The organism is Agrobacterium deltaense RV3, from assembly GCF_900013505.1.
GTDB classification, from domain to species: domain Bacteria; phylum Pseudomonadota; class Alphaproteobacteria; order Rhizobiales; family Rhizobiaceae; genus Agrobacterium; species Agrobacterium leguminum.
In genome coordinates, this window is the sequence record NZ_LT009745.1 from 2267590 (window position 1) to 2290306 (window position 22717).

Annotated in this window: 23 protein-coding genes and 1 pseudogene; 8 read left to right on the plus strand and 16 right to left on the minus strand. The window is 59.7% G+C overall.

Features of this window, described 5'->3' with window-relative positions; all coding sequences use genetic code 11:
- Window positions 1–259: 259 nt before the first annotated feature.
- Window positions 260–637, minus strand: a complete 378-nt coding sequence (locus AGR7B_RS11460) for a hypothetical protein (protein WP_080856691.1) — start codon at window positions 635–637, stop codon at window positions 260–262.
- Window positions 638–1110: 473 nt separating this feature from the next.
- On the opposite strand from AGR7B_RS11460, the gene AGR7B_RS25515 reads away from it, so the two are divergent.
- Window positions 1111–1251 (plus strand): hypothetical protein, encoded by a 141-nt coding sequence (locus AGR7B_RS25515; RefSeq protein ID WP_104679577.1) that lies wholly within the window; start codon window positions 1111–1113, stop codon window positions 1249–1251.
- Between the two features lie 239 nt (window positions 1252–1490).
- Here AGR7B_RS25515 and AGR7B_RS11465 read toward each other — a convergent pair whose 3' ends face one another.
- The 7 genes from AGR7B_RS11465 to uppW all read right to left on the minus strand — a co-directional run bounded on the left by AGR7B_RS11465 (window position 1491) and on the right by uppW (window position 9302).
- Complete coding sequence (locus AGR7B_RS11465) at window positions 1491–3437, minus strand: methyl-accepting chemotaxis protein (protein WP_080857073.1); 1947 nt, start codon at window positions 3435–3437, stop codon at window positions 1491–1493.
- A gap of 354 nt (window positions 3438–3791) precedes the next feature.
- Window positions 3792–4703 (minus strand): homocysteine S-methyltransferase family protein, encoded by a 912-nt coding sequence (locus tag AGR7B_RS11470; RefSeq protein ID WP_080857074.1) that lies wholly within the window; start codon window positions 4701–4703, stop codon window positions 3792–3794.
- Window positions 4704–4722: 19 nt separating this feature from the next.
- Window positions 4723–5412, minus strand: a complete 690-nt coding sequence (locus AGR7B_RS11475; RefSeq protein ID WP_059754423.1) for an ABC transporter permease — start codon at window positions 5410–5412, stop codon at window positions 4723–4725.
- Between the two features lie 12 nt (window positions 5413–5424).
- On the minus strand, window positions 5425–6147 hold the full coding sequence (locus tag AGR7B_RS11480; RefSeq protein ID WP_078051708.1) for an ABC transporter permease: 723 nt from the start codon (window positions 6145–6147) through the stop codon (window positions 5425–5427).
- A gap of 12 nt (window positions 6148–6159) precedes the next feature.
- Window positions 6160–6936, minus strand: a complete 777-nt coding sequence (locus AGR7B_RS11485; protein WP_065655094.1) for a transporter substrate-binding domain-containing protein — start codon at window positions 6934–6936, stop codon at window positions 6160–6162.
- A gap of 41 nt (window positions 6937–6977) precedes the next feature.
- Window positions 6978–7757 carry an ABC transporter ATP-binding protein gene (locus AGR7B_RS11490; RefSeq protein WP_065655095.1) on the minus strand — a complete coding sequence of 260 codons (780 nt, stop codon included), beginning with the start codon at window positions 7755–7757 and terminating at the stop codon, window positions 6978–6980.
- A 174-nt stretch (window positions 7758–7931) separates the two neighbouring features.
- Window positions 7932–9302 (minus strand): Wzy-type polysaccharide biosynthesis protein UppW, encoded by a 1371-nt coding sequence (uppW, locus tag AGR7B_RS11495; protein WP_080856692.1) that lies wholly within the window; start codon window positions 9300–9302, stop codon window positions 7932–7934.
- 511 nt (window positions 9303–9813) lie between these two features.
- Between uppW and AGR7B_RS11500 the strand changes: the two genes are divergently transcribed.
- On the plus strand, window positions 9814–10884 hold the full coding sequence (locus tag AGR7B_RS11500; protein WP_161987865.1) for a GNAT family N-acetyltransferase: 1071 nt from the start codon (window positions 9814–9816) through the stop codon (window positions 10882–10884).
- A gap of 40 nt (window positions 10885–10924) precedes the next feature.
- On the opposite strand, the gene uppG is transcribed toward AGR7B_RS11500, so the two are convergent.
- The gene (uppG, locus tag AGR7B_RS11505) at window positions 10925–12004 is read right to left on the minus strand and encodes a polysaccharide biosynthesis glycosyltransferase UppG (protein WP_065655097.1); all 1080 of its coding nucleotides are present in this window, start codon (window positions 12002–12004) and stop codon (window positions 10925–10927) included.
- Between the two features lie 2 nt (window positions 12005–12006).
- Window positions 12007–13077 carry a polysaccharide biosynthesis UDP-hexose transferase UppI gene (gene uppI, locus AGR7B_RS11510; protein ID WP_080856694.1) on the minus strand — a complete coding sequence of 357 codons (1071 nt, stop codon included), beginning with the start codon at window positions 13075–13077 and terminating at the stop codon, window positions 12007–12009.
- Between the two features lie 177 nt (window positions 13078–13254).
- On the opposite strand from uppI, the gene uppH reads away from it, so the two are divergent.
- Together uppH and uppJ are read left to right on the plus strand one after the other, a co-directional pair.
- Entirely contained in the window at window positions 13255–14166 is a 912-nt protein-coding gene (gene uppH / locus AGR7B_RS11515) for a polysaccharide biosynthesis endo-1,4-beta-xylanase UppH (protein ID WP_233283546.1), read from the plus strand.
- An 8-nt stretch (window positions 14167–14174) separates the two neighbouring features.
- Window positions 14175–15119 carry a polysaccharide biosynthesis UDP-hexose transferase UppJ gene (gene uppJ / locus AGR7B_RS11520; protein WP_080856695.1) on the plus strand — a complete coding sequence of 315 codons (945 nt, stop codon included), beginning with the start codon at window positions 14175–14177 and terminating at the stop codon, window positions 15117–15119.
- Between the two features lie 17 nt (window positions 15120–15136).
- On the opposite strand, the gene AGR7B_RS11525 is transcribed toward uppJ, so the two are convergent.
- Together AGR7B_RS11525 and uppL are read right to left on the minus strand one after the other, a co-directional pair.
- Window positions 15137–15385: a hypothetical protein gene (locus tag AGR7B_RS11525; protein WP_065655100.1), complete on the minus strand. Its 249-nt coding sequence runs from the start codon at window positions 15383–15385 to the stop codon at window positions 15137–15139.
- 190 nt (window positions 15386–15575) lie between these two features.
- Window positions 15576–16376: a polysaccharide biosynthesis UDP-hexose transferase UppL gene (gene uppL / locus AGR7B_RS11530; protein ID WP_080856696.1), complete on the minus strand. Its 801-nt coding sequence runs from the start codon at window positions 16374–16376 to the stop codon at window positions 15576–15578.
- Between the two features lie 245 nt (window positions 16377–16621).
- On the opposite strand from uppL, the gene AGR7B_RS25875 reads away from it, so the two are divergent.
- Window positions 16622–16831, plus strand: a complete 210-nt coding sequence (locus AGR7B_RS25875; protein WP_003509414.1) for a hypothetical protein — start codon at window positions 16622–16624, stop codon at window positions 16829–16831.
- A gap of 22 nt (window positions 16832–16853) precedes the next feature.
- Here the strand turns inward: AGR7B_RS25875 and uppM are convergent, their stop codons facing one another.
- On the minus strand, window positions 16854–18476 hold the full coding sequence (gene uppM / locus AGR7B_RS11540; protein ID WP_161987845.1) for a polysaccharide biosynthesis protein UppM: 1623 nt from the start codon (window positions 18474–18476) through the stop codon (window positions 16854–16856).
- Window positions 18477–18733: 257 nt separating this feature from the next.
- Between uppM and uppO the strand changes: the two genes are divergently transcribed.
- From uppO to AGR7B_RS11560, 3 genes are all read left to right on the plus strand, one after another.
- Complete coding sequence (uppO, locus tag AGR7B_RS11550) at window positions 18734–20149, plus strand: polysaccharide biosynthesis phosphomannomutase UppO (RefSeq protein WP_065655103.1); 1416 nt, start codon at window positions 18734–18736, stop codon at window positions 20147–20149.
- A 133-nt stretch (window positions 20150–20282) separates the two neighbouring features.
- Complete coding sequence (locus tag AGR7B_RS11555; RefSeq protein ID WP_065655104.1) at window positions 20283–20684, plus strand: globin domain-containing protein; 402 nt, start codon at window positions 20283–20285, stop codon at window positions 20682–20684.
- Window positions 20681–21076 (plus strand): DUF423 domain-containing protein, encoded by a 396-nt coding sequence (locus AGR7B_RS11560; protein WP_065655105.1) that lies wholly within the window; start codon window positions 20681–20683, stop codon window positions 21074–21076. Before AGR7B_RS11555 ends, AGR7B_RS11560 begins: the two co-directional genes overlap by 4 nt.
- A 3-nt stretch (window positions 21077–21079) precedes the next feature.
- Here AGR7B_RS11560 and AGR7B_RS11565 read toward each other — a convergent pair whose 3' ends face one another.
- The 3 genes and pseudogenes from AGR7B_RS11565 to rutR form a co-directional block, all read right to left on the minus strand.
- A complete protein-coding gene (locus AGR7B_RS11565) occupies window positions 21080–21370 on the minus strand; it encodes a hypothetical protein (protein WP_020813661.1) in 291 nt (96 codons plus the stop codon).
- Window positions 21351–21674, minus strand: a pseudogene (locus AGR7B_RS11570) (DUF2325 domain-containing protein); the annotation flags it as partial. The pseudogene AGR7B_RS11570 and the gene AGR7B_RS11565, both read right to left, overlap by 20 nt.
- A gap of 354 nt (window positions 21675–22028) precedes the next feature.
- Window positions 22029–22670, minus strand: a complete 642-nt coding sequence (gene rutR, locus AGR7B_RS11575) for an HTH-type transcriptional regulator RutR (RefSeq protein ID WP_003520582.1) — start codon at window positions 22668–22670, stop codon at window positions 22029–22031.
- Window positions 22671–22717: the final 47 nt, after the last annotated feature.

Here is a 22717-nt window from a genome sequence, read left to right on the forward strand (position 1 = left end):
CACGACTTAGTGCACGAATAATGCACATGTCAACAGCTATGTGCACCAATGTTTACCTTAGTGGACACGACTAGGCGGCTGGCATGGCGCGGAAGTAGAATGAAGGTGGAGCCGCTGGACTGGGACAGGCAAGGACCCGAGCGGGGCACCGTGCGGGCAACGGACTGGGAGCCGGAAGGGGCCACGGGGGGCCATGCGCTTCCTCACCTGTCGAGGTCGATGCCTCGGAAATTTCGGTCAGTTTGAAACCGGGTCCGCGCTAGCAATACGCAGTCACGACTACCGTCAAGATGGCAAGCAACAGCGCCAGAAATGATAAGATGGTGGACCAGACTGAAATTCGCTCCCAACGCCGTTCAGCATATTGGTCCTGCGGATTTCCTTGCTGGATGAAGCGTGATCGGGCGGCGTGCATCAGATACGTGAAGGCAAGCGACAAAGTTCCAAGGAATAGGCTTGCAAACAGTGTCGTGATGACAAAACGCGCCCATAAAGGATCAAGAATGTCCTTTGTTCCTTCCCTTCCTGTGAAGGCGAGATAACCCGCAAGCATCCCACCAGTGACCACAAGAAGCTGCTTTGTTGCCTCCCGTCCTGCTTCCGTTGCCAGCTTATAGGCGTCTGACGCTTCCCCCATGACCTCTCCTGCAAATGTTTACCTAGACGCCATTTAGTGCGTCGTCGCTTCAATATACGATAAATGGTTTCAATGGTGGAGATTGATCTAATCTCGCCGTCGATCTATGCTTGACGTGCGGTCCACATTTGGAGCCGCATAAAGTCCACACTAGCAAAACCGACCAGAGACCGGACAGGCGATAACCGTTTGAAATAACTAGGATATTATCGGTTTCTTGATGAGCGCAATACACGCCCGAAACGCATGTCGGGTGCGCCATTTCTCAGGGTCTTCAGCGTTTCTTACTACCCCTGAAACAATCACAGGAACACATCGAGGGTAAGCTTTAAGAGCCCTGGATGAAACGATCCGGCTGGGACTGCGTCAAAAGGCCCCTGCCCGAGTGCATGAATTGGCGTTGTTGAAGCAGCCGTTTTGAGGTAGCCCTGTCCTCGATAGATTGTATCAAGTAACAGACTGGAAATACTCGGATGATGGAATGGGATTGGGTAGATTTGTTCCCCTTGGTCTTCTTTCCGTTCAAGATTATCGTGTTGGGCACGGGCATGTTCTTCGCCATCAAGTGGCATCACGATCAGGCGAAGAAGGAAAAGGGCCCCAGCGGCCCGTAAGCGCCCGCCGGTCGGGCAGTGAAGATTTCATCAGATGGATGTTTTCGCGCGTGAACCGGTGCTTGGGGGAACCGCATGGCGATGGTTGCCGATGCGGATGATCCAGCCGTCGCGAAGATGTTGCGTTTCGCACGGTGGACATCGATTTTGCCAGAACGGCTTTCGATCAAGCCACATCGTCGTTGAACGCCGGCGGGGATGCCTCCCCGCCGAAACGCATATTGGAAACGGATCGCCGCTCAGAACTCCTGCCAGTCGCCTTTTGTATCGACGGCGGCATTGCCCGAAAACGCCGAGGCGATCTTGCGGCCCAGCGCGCGGACGGGAGAGGCGACATATTTGTCGCTGCCACCGGCGCTGCGAACTGGTGCTGGCTGGCTTTTCTGCTGATACGCGCCGTCGGCGAGCCGGAACTGGGAGAGCAGCTGGTTGAGCGACGCCACTTCCTTTGCGAGGCTGTGGCTTGCGGCATTGGTTTCTTCCACCATGGCCGCATTTTTCTGCGTGTCCTGATCCATCTGGTTGACCGCCGTATTGATCTGCTGCAGTCCGGAAGACTGTTCCTGCGCGGCCTCCACGATGGAGACGACGTGCCGGTTGATTTCCTGCACTTCCGAAACGATGGTCGCCAGCGCCTTGCCGGTGTCGCCCACCAGCTGAACGCCCTGCTGCACCTGATCGTTCGAGGTGTTGATCAGCGCCTTGATCTCCTTGGCGGCATGGGCGGAGCGCTGGGCAAGCTCACGCACTTCCTGCGCGACGACGGCAAAACCCTTGCCGGCCTCACCCGCACGCGCGGCTTCCACGCCGGCATTCAGCGCCAGAAGATTGGTCTGGAAGGCGATCTCATCGATGACGCCGATGATGTTGCTGATCTCATTGGCGGATTTCGCAATCTGCTCCATGGCGACCACGGCGCGGCGCACCACCTCGCCGGATTGCTCGGCGCCCGCCTTGGCGCGGCTGACGATCTCGCCCGCCTCCTGCGCACGACGGGTGGAATCGTGCACCGTCGTGGTGATCTCCTCCAGAGCGGCGGCGGTTTCTTCCACGGCAGCGGCCTGCTGTTCGGTGCGCTTGGCCAAATCGTCGGCGGCAGATTTGATCTCGTCCGCGCCCGCGCCGATGCCGCTGGCGTTCTGGGCCACCTTGGTCAGGGCCGCCTGCAGCTTTTCGGCGGACATGTTGAAATCGTTACGAACAGCGTCGAGCGTGGCGGTGAACGGCTGGCCGATGCGATAGGAAACATCGCCTTCAGAAAGCTTCGAGAGACCGGCTGCGAGATTGTCGACGGCGAACTTGACGTCGGCCGCTTCCCTTGCCTTCTGCTGCTCGCGCTCCATCCGGTCTTTCTCCGAGAGGCTGCGATTGGCTTCGGTTTCCTGCTCGAGACGAATGCGCTCGATGGCGTTTTCACGGAAGACCTGCACGGCCTTCGCCATCTGGCCCACTTCGTCGCGGCGCGTCATGCCGTCGATTTCCGTCGCCGTCTCGCCGCCGGCAAGCGACACCATCCGCTCGCGCAGGCGGGCGATAGGGGTTGTGATGCCGCGGGACGCCACGAACAGCGCCAGAATGATGCCGACCGCAAAAGCGACGCCGACAACCAACAGGGAGGTGAAGATGGTCGAATTGGTCTGGTCCGTCAGTTCGTCGCTTCCCTGGACGACGCCCTTGGCAAGCTTGTCCAGCAGCGCCGTCATGGCAACCGAAGTCGCGTGAATGGAGGCGTCCGCCTTGAGCAACTGGGCAGCGGATTCGTCATTACGGTTTGCCATACCAAGTTCGACAGCCTTATCCGTCATGGCGGTTATGGCCTGCGACTGCGCGATGAAGGCGTCCATGGCGGCGGACTCTTCGGGAAAAACAGTCTTCACATTATTGAGGCGCTGGAGGAGCGCGCCCTTGCTGTCACTGTAGGCCTGCTTGGCGGCCTTTATCTCCGGCCCGTTCACGTCGTACGCCATGACCTGATAGGCGCCATAGGCCAGGGCAACCAGATTTCGGTTGGCACGCGCAAGCTCCACCAGAGCGGCGTTGTCGTTGGCGATAAAGAGCGAGTAGGCCGTGTCCGCTTCCTTGTAGCGGGTGGACATGAAGGCGGCGGCGCCAAGGCCGACGATGCAGAGCGGAAGAATGAGCGACAGGATTTTGGTGCGGATACTGGCGTTTTGAAGAAACGACACGGGAAACTCCTGAAATTGACGCCGCTCCTTTCCCGTGCCGGAGGTGTTCGGCAAAAATGACATTGCACGTCGAAAGCCTACATCATCAAGGCCCCGTCAGCCGGATCATCAGCCATGTCGCAGCCTGCATCATGCACCTGCCCGCAAAACCGGGAAACGACTGACCGCGACCGGAAAAAAATGGAGAACAGTACTTTATAATGTTCAAATTTACTTTATATAATAACAATTATACTTAAAAACTTTAAAATTCCTTTATGCCGCATGCTGTTTCGAGCGCGCACGGAACAAAAAAACGGCAGGCTTTTCAGCCTGCCGCATGCATTTCCGATAGTGGCGTTGGAAGCGCTCGCGTCAGGCCGCCGCGCGCCGCAGCGCTGTCGCAACCGTGTGGATATGCGCCGCACCAATGCCGCAGCAGCCGCCGATCATGGTCGCGCCCGCATCCGCCCAGGAGCAGGCAAAACGGGAATAGACATCGCCGGGCAGATCGGCGCGCGTGCCATGCAGCCCTTCATTTGCGGCGGAATCGCCCTGCTCGCCTTCGAAGGCATTGGCGTAGACGCCGATTTCCAGCGACACAGCCTTGTCCGCGAAGACGGCGGCGGCCGTCTCCACGGCGGCCTTCATGACTTCCGGCTTGCTGCAATTGAACAGAAGCGCGGCGGCACCCGATTGCGCCGCCCATTCGGCGGCCGCCCTTACCGTTTCACCGGAGCGAAGCGCGGGCTCGCCGCCGGCCGCAGCCGCATCGTCGTTGAGCGTGAAGGAAATCCAGAACGGTTTGCCGGTTGCGGCAACGGCCTCGCGCACCGCGTCGCCCTCGGCGATCAGGCTGAGCGTCTCACCGAGCCAGACATCGACATGGGGCGCAAGATTGTCGACCAGCACCTTCAGATAGGCCTGCACCCGCGTGGCATCGAAATTCTGCGGCTCATAGGAACCGAAAATCGGCGGCAGCGAACCCGCCACCAGCACCTTGCGGCCGGAAGCATCCGCCGCTTCGCGCGCCAGCTTGCCAGAAAGGGCGATCAGCGATGCGCCATCGTCCTGGAAACGCTCTTCGCCGATGTGGAAGGGCACCAGCGCATAAGAATTGGTGGTGACGACATCGGCGCCGGCCTCGATGAATTCCGCATGCACCTGCCGCACGATATCGGGCGCGTCGATCAGCGCCAGCGCCGACCATTCCGGCTGTTTCAGTTCGGCGCCGAGCCGCTGCAATTCGCGGCTCATGCCGCCGTCGAGGATACGGATTGTGCTCATGGTCATACTCCCTGAATGTTTATCGCCTGACCGGCACCTGCTGTTCGACAAGGCCGAAACAGCGGGCGATGATGGCGGTGAGAATGAGATAGAAGACGGTGACGACGATCAGCGGCTCATAGACCAGAAGCGTATCCTGCCGCACCTTGTAGGCGACGGCGTAGAGGTCCATCACCGTCACGGTGAAAGCAAGCGGCGTGGCTTTAAGCTGCATCACCACCTCGCCGGCAATCGTCGGCAGCGCGATGCGGATGGCGCGCGGCAGCCAGATGCGGCGAATGAGGGTGAAACGGCCCATGCCGAAAGCCCTGCCCGCCTCCAGCTCACCTTTCGGCACCGCCAGCAGCGCGCCGCGCAGAACTTCCGCCTCATAGGCCGCATAATTCAGCGTGAAGCTCACGGCCGCAAAGAAGAACCCTTCGCGCAGCACCGGCCACATGAAGCTTTGGCGCAGGCCGGGGATCATCGGCAGAAGCGAGCCAACGCCGTAATAAAGCAGCCAGAGCTGGATGAGCAACGGCGTGCCCCGGAAGAAGGTGCAATAGGCCCGCGCCAGGATTTTCGTCATCCGCCCGCCGCTCACCTGCGCAAAGGCAAGCCCGATGGCAAGGAGAAAACCGATGCTGACGGAGATGGCGAGCAGCGCCACCGTCTGCCATGCACCCGAAAGAAGCAGCGGCCAATATTTCGCGACCCATGAAAAATCCATGCCGTCCCCTCCTCAGGCCAGGGCCGGCTGGCCGCGCCGCACGCGGCGCTCGATCAGCGAAAAAACGAGGTTCGAAACGAGCGTGATGGCAAGGTAAAGCAGGGCGGCGGCAAGGAAGAACAGGAAATATTGCTTGGTGCTGGCCCCGGCCAGCCGCGTCGCGAGCGCCAGTTCCTGATAACCGACGACCGCCACCAAAGCGCTGTCCTTGGTCACCGCAAGCCAGAGATTGCCAAGACCCGGCAAGGCGTTCGGCAAAAGCGCCGGCAAGACCACCCGGCGGAAACGTAAGGCCGGCGACATGCCGAAGGCGCGCGCCGCCTCGATCTGCCCGCTCGGAATGGCAAGGATCGCCCCGCGCAGCACCTCGGTCATATAGGCCCCCTGCACGAAACCCAGAACCGCAACGGCGGCGACGAAACCGTTCACCTCCAGCGGCGGCATGCCGGCCAGCAGCAGCAGCCGGTTGAGACCGTCAGTCCCGGCATAATAAAGCCCGACGATGAGGATCAGCTCGGGAACGGCGCGGATCGCGGTGGTATAGAGGTTGAGCAGCAGGCCCAGCGGCCTGTTGCCCGAAAGCTTGCCGAGCGCCCCGGCCATGCCGATGGCAAGGCCGATCAGATAGGCGCCGGCGGAAATGGCAAGCGTCGATGCCGCACCCTTCAACAGGGTGCCGCCCCATCCCGGAGGATAGGGAGACAGAAGTTGCAACGTGGTTTCAAGGCTTGCCATTGATATGACCGATCAGGGCTTGCTGCCGTAGATGTCGAAGCTGAAATACTTCTTGGTGATCTCGTCATATTTCCCGCTGGCGCGGACGGCGGCGAGGGCGGCGTTCAGCTTGGTCTTCAGTTCTGTATCGTCCTTGCGCAGGCCGCCGGAAACGCCGAGACCGAGGATTTGCTTGTCGTCGGCCACGTTGCCCATGTCGGCGCAGCAATCCTTGCCGGCATCGCTCTTCACGAAGGCATCGAGAACCAGCGAGTCGCCAAAGACATAGTCGATACGGCCGGCGGCCAGATCCTGGAACGCCTCGTCCAGCGTCTGGTAGGTCTTCTCATCGGCGACACCGGCGAAATATTTCTTGTAATATTCGGACTGGATGGTGGCCACCTGAATGCCGATGGTCTTGCCCTTGACGTCTTCCGCCGCTGCACCGGGCTTTTCGCCCTTGGCGCCAATCAGCTTGCTCGGCGTGTTGTAATATTTGTCGGTGAAATCGATCACCTTCTGGCGCTCTTCCGTGTTCGACATGGACGACCAGATGACGTCGAATTTCTTGGTTTGGAGAGCCGGGATCAGCCCATCCCACGACAGTTCCACGATCGAGCATTTTTCCTTCATTTCCGCGCAGACGGCGTCCATGAGGTCGATTTCCCAGCCCTGCCACTTGCCGCTCGCATCCTTGGCGAAGAAGGGCGGATAGGCCTCGTTCATGATGCCGAAGCGCACGTCGGCGCTGGCGGTGAAGGCGGAAAACGCAAATGCCGTTCCGGCAAGCAGCGTGGCGAAAAATTTCATTCAAGTCTCTCCTGTTAAATACGGACTGTCAGGCAAAAGGGTCAATTGGTGAGCGCGCCGGTAAATTCCCGGCAGCGGGCGCTCAAGGGGTTTCCGAACACCTGCGCCGGCGGCCCCGCCTCCTCCACCCGGCCCTGATGCAAAAACACGACCTGCGAGGATACATCGCGCGCAAAGCGCATTTCGTGGGTGACGAGCAGCATGGTGCGGCCTTCCTCGGCCAGATCGCGAATGACCTTCAGAACCTCGCCCACCAGTTCGGGATCGAGCGCCGAAGTGGGTTCGTCGAACAGCATCACCGCCGGCTCCATGCAGAGCGCGCGCGCAATGGCGGCACGTTGCTGCTGCCCGCCGGACAGGAATGCCGGATAGGCGTTTTTCTTGTCATAAAGCCCGACCTTGTTCAGCAGGGCTTCGGCCTTTTCAACCGCCTCCTGCCGCCTGACGCCGAGAACATGAACGGGCGCCTCGATGACGTTTTCCAGAACGGTGCGATGGGCCCAGAGATTGAAATTCTGGAACACCATGCCAAGACCGGTGCGCAGTTTTTCCACCTGCCGCCAGCTTTTCGGCACGGCCTTGCCGTCGCGGCCGGTTTTCGTGGCGATTTCCTCGCCATTGACGATGACGCGGCCGCGATCCGGCGTTTCGAGAAAATTCATGCAGCGCAGAAAGGTGCTTTTGCCGGAACCGGAGGACCCGATGATCGAGATGACATCGCCCTTGTGGGCCTGCAAGGAAACGCCCTTCAAAACTTCATGCGTGCCGAAGCTCTTGTGGATGTCATCCGCTTCGAGCGCGCAGGCGCCTGTATCTGCCATCGATTAACCTAGCCGATCCGTTTTTTGAGTGCCGCCGCGCCAATAGCCGGGGTTTCGCGGTGCGACGTGCACAATAACAAAGACTTGAGCCGCGCATGTTTAGCGAAAATAGCCGCAGACGCGCGCAACAATCGGCTCTTTTACATATTTGCAACGAAAAATCATTTCAAAATATCATCTGGAGCGAACGACAGGCGAAACCTGTCCTTGTAGCGGTGTCGGGACGATGCCCGCTCCACCCACGGCTCTCTCCGGTTCTCGGTCCGCCTCGTCCTCCACGAGGCTGGCATTGGCCTGAAGGTGCAGACCCATCACGGCGACGATGAGGAAGAACCAGACGAACCCGGTACTGAGGAAAAACAGCGTTTCCAGAAAGCCGTAGAGCAACACATAAAGCCATACGCCGACATAAAGCCGCGTCAGCGGACTGTTGCGCGTGGCCTCGTTCATTTTGCCGAGATAGTGCAGCGGCAGGAGATAAATCCACACCATCACCAGCACCAGACCCGGCACGCCACCCGCCAGCAGAAGGTCGAAATAACCATTGTGCGAATCCGGCGCGGTCGTCGCCCAGGTATTGTTCTCGGTGAAACTCGACATCAGGGCATCGCTGCGCCAGAAGGCCTGATAGCCGTATCCCAGAAGCGGGCTTTGACGGATGTAATCGATGGCGACGGTCCAGATATCCCGTCTGCCGGTAAAGCTGGCGTCGAGCCCCAGCTTCGTCAGCATCTGCGAAAAGACGGGATCGACCGTGGTGCCGACGGTCACCAGCGCAAAAACCGCCAGAAACAGGGTCACGACCGTATAACGCCAGCGCGGCCAGCGCAGGATGAACCAGCCTGCCGCAATGATGATCGGCATCAGCCCGAGCGCGGTCTTGCCGCCCGACTTGACCAGAAAGACCAGCGACAGCAACAGCACCGACAGCCCGCCGATGAAGGACCAGCGCTTGCAGAGATAAATACCGACGATAATCAACACCGCCATGACCGAGGCGGCCTCGTTCTTATGGCGGAAAACCCCGCGCCAGTCCCCCGCCAGCAGCGGCTCCAGCGCATCGCTGGCCTGATGGATCGAGCGCGAGGGCAGCACGGTGATTCCGAAATAGCACAGGAACAATATGATCAGGGCGCATGTGGCAAGCAGCGTCGTGAAATGCCGCTCGGTGCGCGGCAATTGCAGGAAGCCGCCGGCAAGCACACAGATGATGGCGGACATGACCAGCCGCCTGAGCGAAAATAGCGGCGCTTCGCCCGCAAGCGAGGTCAGGACAAACCAGCCGAAAATCGCCGCCATCAGCAGGCGCGGCATGAAGAGGATGGAAAACGACCGCTCCTTCGCCATGAAGGCCAGGAAACTGAAAAACAGGATGATCGCGGTCAACTGGTTGAGCAGGTTGGACCCGGCCGCCATGGCGGAGCCCTGATAGGTCGATGAGAGCGAGATATAGGGCGAAAAGCCGACCGTGAAAAACAGGAACGTCACGTAAAACAACACGTCCCGCCAGTAGCCACGCCCCTGTTCGCCATGCGCTGCATCCATAAGGGGTTTTTCTCTCCCTCTTTCCTGAAGCCACCCGCATTGAAACTCGTGCTTCGCATATTCGATAATACTAATATCCCGCGCAAATCCTATTTTTTAGTTATTCATGATGCACGGGGAAATAGTACCGCGATCGTGCGCTTTTCCTCGGGAAATCGGAGCCCGTAGACGCCAAACCCCAAAAAATCGCCTATAAAAATTTATCCGTATTTCATCCAAAGGTTGCTTGCTTGAGCGTATTTTGTTAACCTCAACCGATGCGGTTGATGCAGATCAATATATTGATATTAATATGATTTATTTCAAATCCGATACTTTCGATTCCACCGGATTGCGGGTTTTATATCTATATTAATACATTCAAATATACGCTGCCTATGGTTGATTTCGTCAATGCGTAAAAAGGTGGGGGCCGACGGTGGACGTTCCGATACACACCCATATGGACGATGGCGATAGCGGTCACTTGACACAACGCCCGGTTCAAATCGGTGTGTCCGGCATCCGCCCCATGCGCAGGGAAGACGTTCCGGCTGTCGAGGCCGTGCTCAACAGCGCTTTCAGGAAAACCGGGCAGGAGCGGAACTTCGATTTCGGCTCCTATATCGAAAAACTGTTTTTCGGCAGCCCCGCCTTCAGCCCGGAAAACGGCAGCGTTGTCTACGATGCCGGGGAGAACGGGGTCACCAGCGTCATTCTCGCCGTGCCCATGCGCTTCGTTGCGAATGGAAAAACCATTACCGCACGGCTGCTCTGCGCCTTCGCATCGGACGGGAAACGCGGCGCACTCGGCGCGGCGCGTCTGTCCCGGGGCATGCGCGCCTCCAAACACGACATGTTGTTCTCGGATACGGCTTCACCCGTCAGCGCCGACCACTGGGTGGCGACCGGCGGCAACATGCTGCCGATTGAAAGCCTGCAATGGCACAAGGCGCTCAAGCCCTTCTGCACCATCGCGCTGCGCATGCCGCGCCGTTCGAAACTGGCAAAGACCACGCTGGCGCTCGCCGCGCTCGGATTTGTGGATGGAATTCTGCGGCGGTGGAAAAAGGGTCTGAGACCGCAGGAGGCCGCCGGCGCTACGGTGAGAACCGTGGATTACGAAACCTTCCGCCGCAGGGCGCTCGCGATGATCGAGCGTTTTTCCATCCGCCCGGAATGGTCTCATGAGGAATTCCACTGGCTGATCGAGATGAGCAGGACCAATGAGAGTCTCGGCGAACTGAAGGGCGTGGTGATCGAGAATGCCGAAGGCCATGCCATGGGCGCTGCGCTGTTTTTCGGCCAGCGGGGCAGAACGGCCTATGTGCTCAATCTCGTCTGCGATGCCGGTTGCGAAAACGATGTCCTCAACACCCTGTTCCGCCATTTCGATGACGAGAACTATGCCCATGTCACCGGCATGGCACAGCCCTTTCTCATCAACGCGCTTTACCGCCAGAACCACATGAGCTTCCGCCATGACGGCTATTTCTGCATGGCGACGCGCGATGACGCCCTGCGGGAAAGGGCGCTGGCCGGCGATATCTATATTGGCGGACTGTGCTCGGAGAGCTGGAGCAAGCTCATCACCGACTATTGAGCCCCCGCCCCGCCTCACGACGGAAGACGGATCGAAACCCTCAAGCCTTGCTGAACCGCCCGACATTGGCCGAGATGAGATGGCGCAGCGCTTTCGCATAACGTTTAGAGCGCGTCTTGGCCGCCAGCGCGCTGGTCCAGTCCACCATCGATCCGTTGATGTCGAAATCGCCGAGCTGGCCTTCGGGAATATCGCCCTTTTCGATGCGCTCGACGATGGAGGCCAGCGCCGCATAAAATTCCGGCGAACGATAGGGCGGATGCAGTGAATACATGCCCTTGCCCGTGCCGAGAAAATCGAGGCGATAAACACCCGTGCGCATCATGTTCGTGCTCAGCACCTCCTCGGCGGGCATCGAGACAGGCTGCTGGTTATAGGCATAGGAGCGGATGCGCCGTTTGACATCTGGCTTGAGGAGTTCCAGCGAACCGATGCGTTTCGCAAAACGTTCCATGTCGATCATGAAAAGCCGGGTGGAAACGGTGGCGAAACGCCAGGTGGGAATGCGCGACGGCAGCTTGCGCGGCGCAGGAATATTCTTTACGCCGGGCATGCCGACATGGCGGGAAATATCCAGATCGCCGCGCACCGTCGGCGGCCCGGAAAAGGGCGTGATGCACAGCGCATCCGGATTGGCCTTCTGAAGCGCGATGGCCTCGCCGAACCAGCTCTGGCTGCCGCCGCCGAACATCATGTCGCTGTCCATATGCAGCACATAACGGGCATTGGCGCGTTTCAGCCCGTAGAAATAGACATGGAAAGGCCCGCCATCGAAAGCCTTGGCGGGATAGGGGATCGGCGAGCGGGGAAAGAAGGTTTCCGTCACGGCGCTGCGCGCCGCATCGCTGTAATCGACGATATCCACGGAGAGATGCGGATAATTGGTCTGCATTTCCTCCAGCATGTCGAAGAGACGCTGGCGCGCCGCATCGAAACCGTTCCCCTTGTAGCGGCCGGCTCCGACCTGGCCCGTATCGACGGTCAGCAGAATGCGGTCCACCTGTCCTCCCCAGACCCTAAGCTGATGCGGCAGGGTCAGGGCCGCATGCGGGGCATCGAAGGGGTGCAGGTTGATTTGCAGCGCCTTTTGCACGGGAGGAAGCGGCATTTCAGCATTCATAGTCATGCACCACGGTTCCGGAATTCATTGATGATGGCCATCATGGGTTTTTCGTTGAAACTCCAGTCCAGCGGCAGCGGCCGGTTGGCGGTGCCGTCCCGGCGCGGATAGGCCCAGCGGATCCAGCTATATTGATCCGAGATGCCCCATGTGGTGATGGAGGAAAGTGCGCCGCCCGCGGAAGCCGCCTCCAGAAACTCGCGGACCTGGCCGTTGATCAGCATATCGCGTTCGGCTTCCGGTGCGGGCAGCGTCTGGTCCATCACATCCAGCTCCGTCACCAGAACGGCAAGACCGTAACTGCGCATTTCCGCCGTGAAGGCGGCAAGCTCGTCCTTGGCGATCGGCCAGCCGCCGCGCAAATGCCCCTGCAGGCCGACGGCGTTGATCGGCGCGCCCTTCTCCAGCAGTTCGAGAATGAGATTACGGAAGGCGGCGCGTTTGGCCGGCGATTTCTCGGCGGCAAATTCCACATCATATTCGTTGAGCACGAGCTGCGCTTTCGGATCGACCGCATGGGCGATCTCGAAAGCCTTCTTGATGGCGTCCGGCCCGGCGCCGTAATACCAGGCATCGCGCCGCGCGCGCACATTGCCCGGCACGTCGGGGATCGGCTCATTGACCACGTCCCAGCTATGGATCACGTCCTTATAACGCTCCATCACCGTGACGATATGGGTCTCCATCAGCTTCTCGACCTTCACGCCGCCGCCGATGCTCGCAAGCCAGGGCGCGTTAGAGGCATACCAGATCAGCGGATGGCCGTGCATGGAAAGCTTGTGCTGACGGGCAAAATTGGCGATTGCATCGGCGGCGGCGAAATCGAACACCTCCGCCGAAGGCCGCAGGACCTCCCATTTCATTTCGGTAACGGGGGTAATGCGCGAGCAATATTTCACCACCGCCTCGCCGATGCGGCTATCGGCCGTGAGATCCGGCAGGTAAACGGCCGCGCCGTAAGGGGCGGTTTTGCTCGCCGCTTTCTTCTGCGCGGCAAAGGCCGAGCCGGCCACGGCATGCAGCAGGCCAGCGCTTGCCGCACCGCCCATAAAATTCCGCCGCCCGATCCGCATGTACCCGCCTCCGCAACCTTTATTCCCAAAACATAACATTCCGATCATAGGAAAAGGATATTAAAGATTTGCAAGGTTAACCGACGTTATACCACGTCATAATTGGCCAGACCCGCTTAATGCGGTAGTAACTTCGCTGTGCGAATTCTTGGCCCACGCCGCATGGAGTTTGAAGTCTTGGTTTCCGTTTCGATTGTCATTCCCGTTCGCAATGGCGAGCGTTACATCGTGGAAGCGATCGAAAGCGTGTTGCTGCAGGGCGAGACCATCGGCGAAGTGCTGGTGGTCGATGACGGCTCCACCGACACCACAGCACAAAAGGTGGAAGGTTTTTCCGACCCTCGCGTCAAATTGCTTGCCCGGCCACAGGGAAGGCAGGGCGTTTCCGCCGTGCGCAATTTCGGCCTGTCGCAGGCGCGCGGCGAATGGACGATGTTTCTCGACGCCGACGATCGCCTGAAACCGGGCGCCATCGCAGCCCTTTGCGCCGGCATTTCCGGGCCGGATGTCGTCGCCGTTTATGGCGATTACGAGCGGATCGATGAAAACGGCGTCAAGATCGGCCGGCGCAATCTCATTCGCCGCCGGGAAAAACCCGATGGTTTCATTCTCCAGCCGCTGCTCGGCGGCAACTTCATCGTCAATGGCGGCATCATGCTGGTCAGGACCCGCATCTTTCAGGAATTCGGCGGTTTCGACGAGACTTTGCGTTATGCCGAAGACTGGTATGGCTGGTGCAGGCTGGCCGCCGCCGGCCGTTTCGTTTACCTGCCCGGCTGCCATGTGCTGGATTACCGCGTGCACAGAACGAGCGTGATGATGAACCGGCTTTTGACCTTCCGGGATTGCGAACCGGCAATCGAGGCCGTGTTTTCCGACCCGGCCATCGTCGCTGCCGTTTCGCCGCCGGAGCTGCGACGGCTTCGCCGCCGGTCCGAAAACCACATGAATGCCTATACCGTGGCGCAGGCCTTCCGCGCCCGCCGCTACCGCGAGGCCTTTTCGGCGCTTGCCGATACCTTCCTCAACCGCCCGCGCCAGAGCCTCAGGGCCGTCGTTTTTTCCGCCGCAGCGCTTGCCGGAATTTAGGAGTTTCCATGTCCGAGATCATGCCGGAAGCGGTGGTGTGCATTCCGAGTTTCCGCCGGCCGGAAGGCCTGAAAAAGACGCTTCGGTCACTCGCAGCCCAGAAGGTCGATTTTCCCTTCGCCATCGTCGTGGTCGATAATGACGGCGCGGGCCAGGCGGGCCTTGCGGTCGCGCGCGCCTTTTTCGCCGAAAGCGGCATGGCCGGCGAGGCATTGGTCGAACCGACGCAAGGCAATTGTTACGCCATCAACACGGCCTTCCGCACCGCCCGGCAAAGCTATGCTTCGGCTGAGTGGTTCCTGATGATCGATGACGACGAGGCCGCCTCCCCCGTCTGGCTTGCCGAAATGGTTTCGGCGGCGAAATCCTTCGGCGTCGATATCGTCGGCGGACCGGTCAACCGGGAATTCGACGCACCGGCTTCGAAGGCGGTTCTCTCGCATCCGCTGTTCGGCTCCATCGAAGCGCCGACCGGCCCCGTCGAGCAAATCCACGGATCGGGCAACTGCCTGATCTCACGGCGGGTTTTCGAGACGCTGGCGAAACCGGAATTCGACGTGCGCTTCAATTTCCTCGGCGGAGGCGACATGGATTTCTTCACCCGCTGCCGCAAGGCCGGTTTCAAATTCGCCTGGAATGCACAAGCGCTCATCATCGAATATGTGCCGGAAAACCGCATGGCGCCGCGCTGGATCATGGAGCGCTCGCTCCGAACCGGCATCATCAATTACAGCATCGACCGTGCCCGACGCCCCGGCCTGAAAGGCGGGCTGCTGCTTGCCGCCAAAAACGCCCTCAGCCTGTGCCTGTCTCTTGTCCGCGCCGTTTCCGCCTTCGTGAAAACCGGAACCCTGCTGCCAGCCACGCATCCGCCGCTGATGTCCATCGGCCGCGTGATGGCAAGCCTCGGCATTACGCTCACGCCCTACAAGGCGCCGGCGAAGAAGAGCTGAAGCGGGATAGCTTCGGCTCAGCCAAGGGTTTTTTGCCTGCCGAGCGAGATCGTATTCGTGAACCGTTTCTGGAAACCGAACGACGACAAGGCCGTCGCGAGGACGAGGAGCGGCACGAGCACCGGCCAGAAGAAACAAAGGACAATGCCGGTCACGCGATAAAAATCCCAGTCCTTGCCGCGGCGGGCGCCTTCGATATAGGTCATGGCGAGAGAGGTAACGGTGCCAATTCCATATATGAAAAGAGAAATGGACGTAATCACCATTGGTGGCCTCAATAAATCTATGATTCGAATAAATTTGTAATATTGATGCACTGTAGCGCAGATGTTCGCAGTTGCAACGGATTTCAGCGACGCAGCGCATCCATTCAATAAGTTAGGAAAATCTTATATTGTCGGGCGGGAGGCGCACGCGCGGTTTATTCTTTGCGTAGCAGCAGCTTGTCGCGATGATCTAGCGACCTTGTCCCGAAGCTCCGAAGCGATACTTCAGCAGCGAATATATGGCGATAGGATTGGTCAGCAGGTAACGTTTTCCGAGCCGCTTCGGCTCGAGCATGGCCCGGTAGAGCCATTCCAGCCCCATATCCTGCATCCATTGCGGCGCCCGGCTGTTCTTGCCGGCGAGGAAATCGAAAAGGCCGCCGCAGGTCTTGATTACGGCGATGCCGGAAAGCCTGTCCAGATTACGCGAGACGAAACGCTGCTCCAGCGGTATGCCGAAGCCGACCCAGAGAATATCCGTCCCGGATGCCGCGATATCGGCTAGGATCGCCTCTTCCTCGGCCCGGCTGAAATAACCGTTGCGCCGCCCCGCAAATACGAGGCGCGGATAAAGCCTCTGCATTTCCTCGACCGCCGCGCGGTTCACCTCTTCGGAACCGCCGAGGAAATAGAAACGGCTACCGGTCTCTTCGGCGCGCTTCGCAACCGCATGAACGAGATCCGTGGTCGCAACCCGCTCTCTCAATGCCTTCGGGCAGAATTTGCGGGAGAAGATCACCAGCGACATGCCGTCCGCATGAATCTGGTCCGCCTGCCGCAGCATGGCGTCGAATTCCCGGTCGTGATGGCAGAGCGCGATGACCTGACCGTTTGCCGATGTCGAATAAAACGGTTTTGCACCGGCCGCACGCGCCGTCGTCGCGCGCAGGATGAAATCCCGCGCGGTTTCGTCGATGGTCGCGTCGGTAATGGGTAACGCCGCAAGCGGAATAACCGGCCAGACCTGGCCAGTCCCCTCCGCACCCGGCATCTCTCTCCCTGTCATAATCTGTCCGGTGTCCAAGATAGGCATCGTTTCATTGTTATATTCACGCTTATGCTTAGGGTATAAGGCTTCAAACACTACGAAGAACTATCATTAATATTTTTATAAATCCCCGTATGCGGCAGCCATTTTACACGCCTGAAGGTTGTGCGCCACATTTTCCGCCTATTCCGGTTTTCCAGCCGATGGGTTAAGGGACGCGGAAATCAAACCACGGAAGGGCTCCGGCCATGGAAACAATCTCGATCGACAATCGCGGCGATTTCGGCCTCTGGGCGATAGAACGGGCGAAAGAAATCGTCGCCAACGAGGCGTCCGACCTTGCCATTTCGGTTCGCGACGGTGACGAAGCGGGCATTCGCGATGCCGGCAATGCACTGGGCGCGGCCATCGCCGCCGCGCTGCTCGAGGTTTATGACGGTCTGATTTCGGAAGAATAAGGCGACGCGCAGCCGCCTTGTCTTACCGCGCCGCGACATCCGCGTGATCGTCCCGGCGAAGATAACCCCAGAGGCCGAGCGCCACGGCAATTGCCAGACCAAGGAACAGGCCGCCCATGCCGCCGGCAATCAGGAACGTCAGCTTGCCCGGCGGCCAGCTTCTGGAATTGGGCGCAACCGGCTGAGAAATCACCCGTACATTGGTGGAATCGATCGACTGCTGTTCGGCCAGCTGGCGTGAGCGGGTGAGATAAGTCTCATAGATCGCCGCCGCCGAGCGGGCGTCACGATCGAGATCGCGCAGCCGCACCTGCGCCTCATTGTCGGTAAAGACATTGGCGCGTTCCGCCACCGCTTTCAGCCGCAGGGCATCGAGTGAGGAGCGCGCCTCCGCGACGTTGATCTTTGCCGCTTGAAGGATACGCCGCGCCTCATCCGCCATTCCCTGTTCCAGCATCGCCCGCTCCGCACCCGCGGTCGCAAGACGCGGATGGCGCGCGCCATAGGTCAGCGTCATCGCACCGATCTGCTGTTGCAGCGTGCTGTATTGCGCGCGGATGGTATTCATCGTCTGGCTGTCGAAGATGGCGTCGCTCTGGGTGCGGTTCTGCGCAATCGCCGCCTCCATCTGCTTGAGGCGCGATTCTTCCTGAATGAGGCGCTGCTGGGTCGCAAGCACCTGAGCGTTCAGCTCACCGGAAGCCAGATTGCTGACGAGCTGGCCGTTATTTTCCTGCAGGCCGTTCTCACGGCGAAAATCGGCCACGCGCTTTTCGGCGGCGGTCACATTCTCGCGCATTTCCTCGAGCCGCCTCCTGAGATCGTCAACGACGCGTTGACTGCTGTCGGAGTTTGTCTGGAATAGCTCGCTTTCGAAAGCCTTCACGATGGCCTTGGAGACAGTCACCGATTTTTCGGCATCATTGGTCCAGACCGAAAGCGTCACGACAAAGGAGCGCGGGTCGCGTTCCGCCGCCACCCGATCGCCGAGCGAACGAAGCGCACCGACCCGGTTGTCGTCATCTTCCGGTTTCGATGAGAACATCGCCTTCAGCCGGGCGAGCGGCGGTGGACTGATGAATTCAGGGTCCTGATCGAGCTTCAACTCGTCCACCACCCGTGCCAGCACGTTGCGCGAGGTGATGGTGCGCAGCTTGCTTTCCACCTCGAGGATTTGCGTGTCGCGCTGCTGGTTGGGTGAAAACACGCCGTCATTGACGACATTCAGGTTGGAGGGATTGACGACGATATCCGTATAGGCCTTGTAGCGCGGCGGCGTCATGGAGGCATAGGTCAGCGCGCCGGCGACGCAGAGAACGATTGCCAGCACGATCCAGACAATGCCTTTGCGAAGCCAGAGGATGACGTCATCCACACCGATCCTGTCGATATGTTTCAGGCCCGGCAGCGCAGTCGCCAGACTGCCGCTCGGCGAAGCCGTCTTCACCGGCGTCTCGGCCGCAGCCGGCTCGGCGACGGTTTTCGCCGGTTTCGGCTCCAGATGCTCCTTCAGCACCGTGCGCTCGAAAACCTCGTCCTCATCCACCAGATCGTCCAGCAGGGAACCATGGGTTCTCGCGGCAGGCGCCGTTTTTTCATCGAGCGGACGTGCCTGCTTATGTCCCGCCTTTTGAAGCCTGTACATCAGCCAATCCAACTCGAACGAACCACAAAAAGGCCGGCAACAGAGGGTTCCCATCGTCGCCAGAGCCGCTATCGACGGACAAGTTTAAATATGACGGGTGAATTTTAGGTTACCCGCATCAGTCCCGCCATCATCACCTATTCGCGTCCGCGTTGAAAGGGATGATTGACTTGAATGGATCGATACGGTTCTTTCAACCGTTATATTTTTGCATTATCCATTTGACCCTCAAAGATTTTATCGAAACGGAGTTTGGAATGAGCCTGAAATTTGGAACGAGCGGCCTTCGCGGCCTCTCCGTCGATCTGAAAGGAAAAGCCTCGGCCGTTTATGCCACGGCATTTGCGAGGCACCTTCTCACGTCGGGCCAGGCAAAGGCGGGCGATCCCATTCTCGTCGGCCGCGATTTCCGCGATTCGAGCCCGGATGTTTCCGCCACCTGCATCGCCGCGCTCAAAAAAGCCGGCCTGACCCCGTTCGATTGCGGCACGGTGCCGACACCCGCGCTGGCGCTTTACGGCCTGTCGCTGAAGGCCGGCGCGCTGATGATCACCGGCTCGCATATCCCGGCCGACCGCAACGGCATCAAGTTCTACCGCCCGGACGGTGAAATCGACAAGCAGGACGAGACGGCGATTGCCGCTCTTGCCGCCGAGATCGAAGCGGAAGGCATCAGCGACGAGGCGGCGACCGCAGAGGACCATTCCGCCGCGGCAGCCGAACTTTTCTACGAGCGCAACATCGCGCTGCTGCCGGAAAAAGCGCTCTCCGGCCTCAAGATCGGCGTTTACCAGCACAGCACGGTGGCGCGCGATCTCTTTGTCGACGTGCTTGCCCATTATGGTGCGGATGTCGTTCCGCTCGGCCGCTCCGAAACCTTCATCCCTGTCGATACCGAAGCGGTCTCGCCGGAAACGCTGGCCCTTCTCAAGAAATGGTCGCCGGAGCACGGTCTCGACGCCATCGTTTCCGCCGATGGCGACGGAGACCGTCCCCTGCTGACCGATGAAAACGGCGTGCCGCTGCGCGGCGACCTCATCGGCCTGATCACCGCCAATTTCCTCGGCGCCGGCGTGGTCGTCACCCCCGTCACCTCCAATTCCGGCATCGAGGCAAGCGGTTCGTTCGACGTCGTCCGCACCAAAGTCGGCTCCCCTTTCGTGATCGCGGGAATGGCTGAGGCGCTCGCCGCCGGCAAGAACGGTGTCATGGGCTTCGAGGCCAATGGCGGCCTGCTGACGGCCTCTGCCTTCACACTTAACGGTCGGGCGCTTTCGCCGCTGCCGACGCGTGACAGCTTCCTGCCGGTTCTCGCCGTGCTGCTTCTCTCGGCAGAACAGAAAAAGCCGCTGTCGCAGATCGCCGCCGCCTATAACCTGCCGGTCGCCGCCGCCGACCGTCTGGAAAATTTCGCGCAGGAAAAGAGCGCCGCCCTGATGACGCATCTGCGCGCCTCGCGCAGCAATCTCGAGGCCTTCCTCGCACCGGTCGGCACCGTGAAGACGCTGAGCGACATCGACGGCCTGCGCGTCGCGCTCACCGATGGCAGCACCATCCATTTCCGCCCTTCCGGCAACGCTCCCGAAATGCGCTGCTATGTCGAAGCCGCCAATCAGGACGAGGCCGAGACGCTCCTGAACAAGGGACTCGATCTCATCCGTAATTTTGGGTGACGCTTTGCGCGATGCCGGGCCTGCCCGGCATCTATCCTCCTTGACCTGTCGCAAATGTCGCACCCCGCCCGTGCCCTGTTGCTCTTCCGGCTCCATGGAGCGATAAGGACCGAAGGGCCACAAGAGGCGGACGATGAGCGGCGAGACCATTACCCTTTATGAAGCGATAGGTGGCGATGCGACCGTAAGGGCGCTGACCCGGCGCTTTTACGAATTGATGGATACCCTGCCGGAAGCGGCGCGCTGCCGCGTCATCCATCCCGCCGATCTTTCCGGCAGCGAGGCGAAGTTTTACGATTATCTGACGGGATATCTTGGCGGACCGCCCGTCTATGTCGAGAAACATGGCCACCCGATGCTGCGCCGCCGCCATTTCGTCGCCCCCATCGGCCCGGCAGAGCGGGATGAATGGCTGCTCTGCTTCCGCCGCGCCATGGACGAGACCATCGAAAATCCGAAGCTGCGCGAGATCATCTGGACGCCGGTGGAGCGGCTGGCCTTTCACATGCAGAACCAGGAGGCGGACAGCCAATGACCACGCAGAGCGCGACCATCGCAAGCCTGCCGCGCGAAAGATTGCGGGCCTTGATTCTGTTGCTGGGCGGCCTCCTGGGTGCTGCGGGCGTCATGCTTGCCGCCGCCGCCACGCATACCGGCGAAACCTATATGCTCGGCAATGCGTCGGCCATGGCGCTGGCGCATGCGCCGTTGCTGGTGGCGCTTCATATCGGCGGGGATCGCATCAGAACCGCCATTCCGGCAGGCCTGATCCTCGGCTTCGGTACTGCGGTCTTTGTCGGCGATCTCGTTACCCGGCATTTTTCCGGCCACAGCCTGTTTCCCTACGCCGCACCCACGGGCGGCCTCGGCATGATCGGCGGATGGCTGGTGCTGTGCGCGGGAGCATTTCTGAAGCCGAAGGGTTAGGCTTTAGCCCTTACGCCGCGTCCAGCGAAACGAGAGGATATTGCGGCCCTCTTCGGCCGCCGCGCCGATCTCGAAGGACGGCGTTTCACCGGGCTGGCGGGTGCGCAGATAGGGAAAAGTCACAACATTGCCGCCGCTTCTGGCAAGGCGGTTGCGCCTTTCGCGTTCACCGATGATTTCATAGATGTCGGTCAGGGCCGGATCGGCAGCCTGCTCGGCCATCTTGTGCAGTTCCACACGGCAGGCTTCCGCCGCCGGCTCTTCACCCTTAAAATTATTGCGCTCGTCGCTCATCGCTGGAGGTCCGTTCATTCATGGTCTGCAGCGCCCGCTCCAGACTGGATTTGCTGCCGTTGCGCAGCGGAATGAACGTCTTGCCGAATTTCTTGCAACCGGACTTCACCCGCAGACACGCATCGTGGCTGATACAGTCGATCGGGCAGAAAACGCAGTCGACGGAGGGAAGCACGGTATCGATGCGCGAGACGGCTTCACGCAGGCCGCCATCGTGATGAATGAGCTCCGCGCCGAAATTGCTGGCGATCTGGCGAAGATGAGCAACCTGACAGTCACGGCCGCCGACATAAAGAAAGCTTTTGGGACCGGAAAGCTGCTGTTCGGCCACGTCCCGCTCGGTTTGGGGAACGCCCTTGCCCTGCTTGCCGCCACGTTCGGCCTTCTTCTTTTCCTTGCGTGCCATTCCCTCACCTGCCGGTTGATTTTTCAATGCCCCGGACGTTCGGGATGCCGTCACCATAATAAAGATGAGTTTTGGAGTAAAGTATAAAGGTGATAATTTTCCTCATGTTTCGGCATAAAGAATCGATTGCTTAGAGCATTTCCAGGAAAAGTGGACCCGGTTTTCCGTCCGGAAATGCGCCAAAACAAAGAGTTAGAGTGTTTTCGCGATTCGAAGAACGCGAAAACACTCTAGGCGCGAGAACGGTTCCCTTCAGCCGTTTATCCGCAATCCGCCCATGAAAAGCTGCTCCAAATGCCGGGCCGCATCCTCGAAACGGCCCTCGCCGCCATTCTTCTCGCCCAGCACCGCCCGCACCTGCACATCGAAATCCGCATAATGCTGGGTGGTAGACCAGATGGAAAAAATGAGGTGATAAGGATCGCATTTGGCCATCCGTCCGGCCTTCACCCAGGCGCGGATCACCTCGGCCTTTTCATCCACCAGTTGTTTCAGCGGCCCCTTCAGCTCATCCTCGATATGCGGCGCGCCCTGTAGGATTTCATTGGCGAACAGGCGGCTTTCACGCGGGAAATCGCGCGACATTTCCAGCTTGCGACGAATATAGGAGCGAATCTCGCTTTCAGGATTGCCCTCGGCATCGAAAGCGCGCAGCGGGTCGAGCCATGTGTCCAGCACCCGCTCGATCAGCGCGCGATGCATCGCCTCTTTGGTGCGGAAATAATAAAGCACGTTCGGTTTCGACATGCCGGCCGCCTCGGCAATCTGATCGATGGTGGAACCGCGAAACCCGTTTGTGGAAAAAACACTGAGCGCGGCTTCAAGAATCGCTTCCTGCTTTTCTTCCTGAATGCGGGTCCGCTTCTGTGTTTTCGCTGCGCGCGGTATGGCCATTCTCAGCTCTCTGTTTCTTTTCCATGCAATTGCCGTTACAGTATGCT

Excerpts from the sequence above, each read along its gene's own strand:
- AGR7B_RS11460 (WP_080856691.1), bottom strand. The coding sequence starts at position 637 with ATGGGGGAAGCGTCAGACGCCTATAAGCTGGCAACGGAAGCAGGACGG.
- AGR7B_RS25515 (WP_104679577.1), top strand. The coding sequence starts at position 1,111 with ATGATGGAATGGGATTGGGTAGATTTGTTCCCCTTGGTCTTCTTTCCG.
- AGR7B_RS11470 (WP_080857074.1), bottom strand. The coding sequence starts at position 4,703 with ATGAGCACAATCCGTATCCTCGACGGCGGCATGAGCCGCGAATTGCAG.
- AGR7B_RS11475 (WP_059754423.1), bottom strand. The coding sequence starts at position 5,412 with ATGGATTTTTCATGGGTCGCGAAATATTGGCCGCTGCTTCTTTCGGGT.
- AGR7B_RS11480 (WP_078051708.1), bottom strand. The coding sequence starts at position 6,147 with ATGGCAAGCCTTGAAACCACGTTGCAACTTCTGTCTCCCTATCCTCCG.
- AGR7B_RS11485 (WP_065655094.1), bottom strand. The coding sequence starts at position 6,936 with ATGAAATTTTTCGCCACGCTGCTTGCCGGAACGGCATTTGCGTTTTCC.
- AGR7B_RS11490 (WP_065655095.1), bottom strand. The coding sequence starts at position 7,757 with ATGGCAGATACAGGCGCCTGCGCGCTCGAAGCGGATGACATCCACAAG.
- uppW (WP_080856692.1), bottom strand. The coding sequence starts at position 9,302 with ATGGATGCAGCGCATGGCGAACAGGGGCGTGGCTACTGGCGGGACGTG.
- AGR7B_RS11500 (WP_161987865.1), top strand. The coding sequence starts at position 9,814 with ATGCGCAGGGAAGACGTTCCGGCTGTCGAGGCCGTGCTCAACAGCGCT.
- uppG (WP_065655097.1), bottom strand. The coding sequence starts at position 12,004 with ATGAATGCTGAAATGCCGCTTCCTCCCGTGCAAAAGGCGCTGCAAATC.
- uppI (WP_080856694.1), bottom strand. The coding sequence starts at position 13,077 with ATGCGGATCGGGCGGCGGAATTTTATGGGCGGTGCGGCAAGCGCTGGC.
- uppJ (WP_080856695.1), top strand. The coding sequence starts at position 14,175 with ATGTCCGAGATCATGCCGGAAGCGGTGGTGTGCATTCCGAGTTTCCGC.
- AGR7B_RS11525 (WP_065655100.1), bottom strand. The coding sequence starts at position 15,385 with ATGGTGATTACGTCCATTTCTCTTTTCATATATGGAATTGGCACCGTT.
- uppL (WP_080856696.1), bottom strand. The coding sequence starts at position 16,376 with ATGCCGGGTGCGGAGGGGACTGGCCAGGTCTGGCCGGTTATTCCGCTT.
- AGR7B_RS25875 (WP_003509414.1), top strand. The coding sequence starts at position 16,622 with ATGGAAACAATCTCGATCGACAATCGCGGCGATTTCGGCCTCTGGGCG.
- uppM (WP_161987845.1), bottom strand. The coding sequence starts at position 18,476 with ATGTACAGGCTTCAAAAGGCGGGACATAAGCAGGCACGTCCGCTCGAT.
- uppO (WP_065655103.1), top strand. The coding sequence starts at position 18,734 with ATGAGCCTGAAATTTGGAACGAGCGGCCTTCGCGGCCTCTCCGTCGAT.
- AGR7B_RS11555 (WP_065655104.1), top strand. The coding sequence starts at position 20,283 with ATGAGCGGCGAGACCATTACCCTTTATGAAGCGATAGGTGGCGATGCG.
- AGR7B_RS11560 (WP_065655105.1), top strand. The coding sequence starts at position 20,681 with ATGACCACGCAGAGCGCGACCATCGCAAGCCTGCCGCGCGAAAGATTG.
- AGR7B_RS11565 (WP_020813661.1), bottom strand. The coding sequence starts at position 21,370 with ATGAGCGACGAGCGCAATAATTTTAAGGGTGAAGAGCCGGCGGCGGAA.
- rutR (WP_003520582.1), bottom strand. The coding sequence starts at position 22,670 with ATGGCCATACCGCGCGCAGCGAAAACACAGAAGCGGACCCGCATTCAG.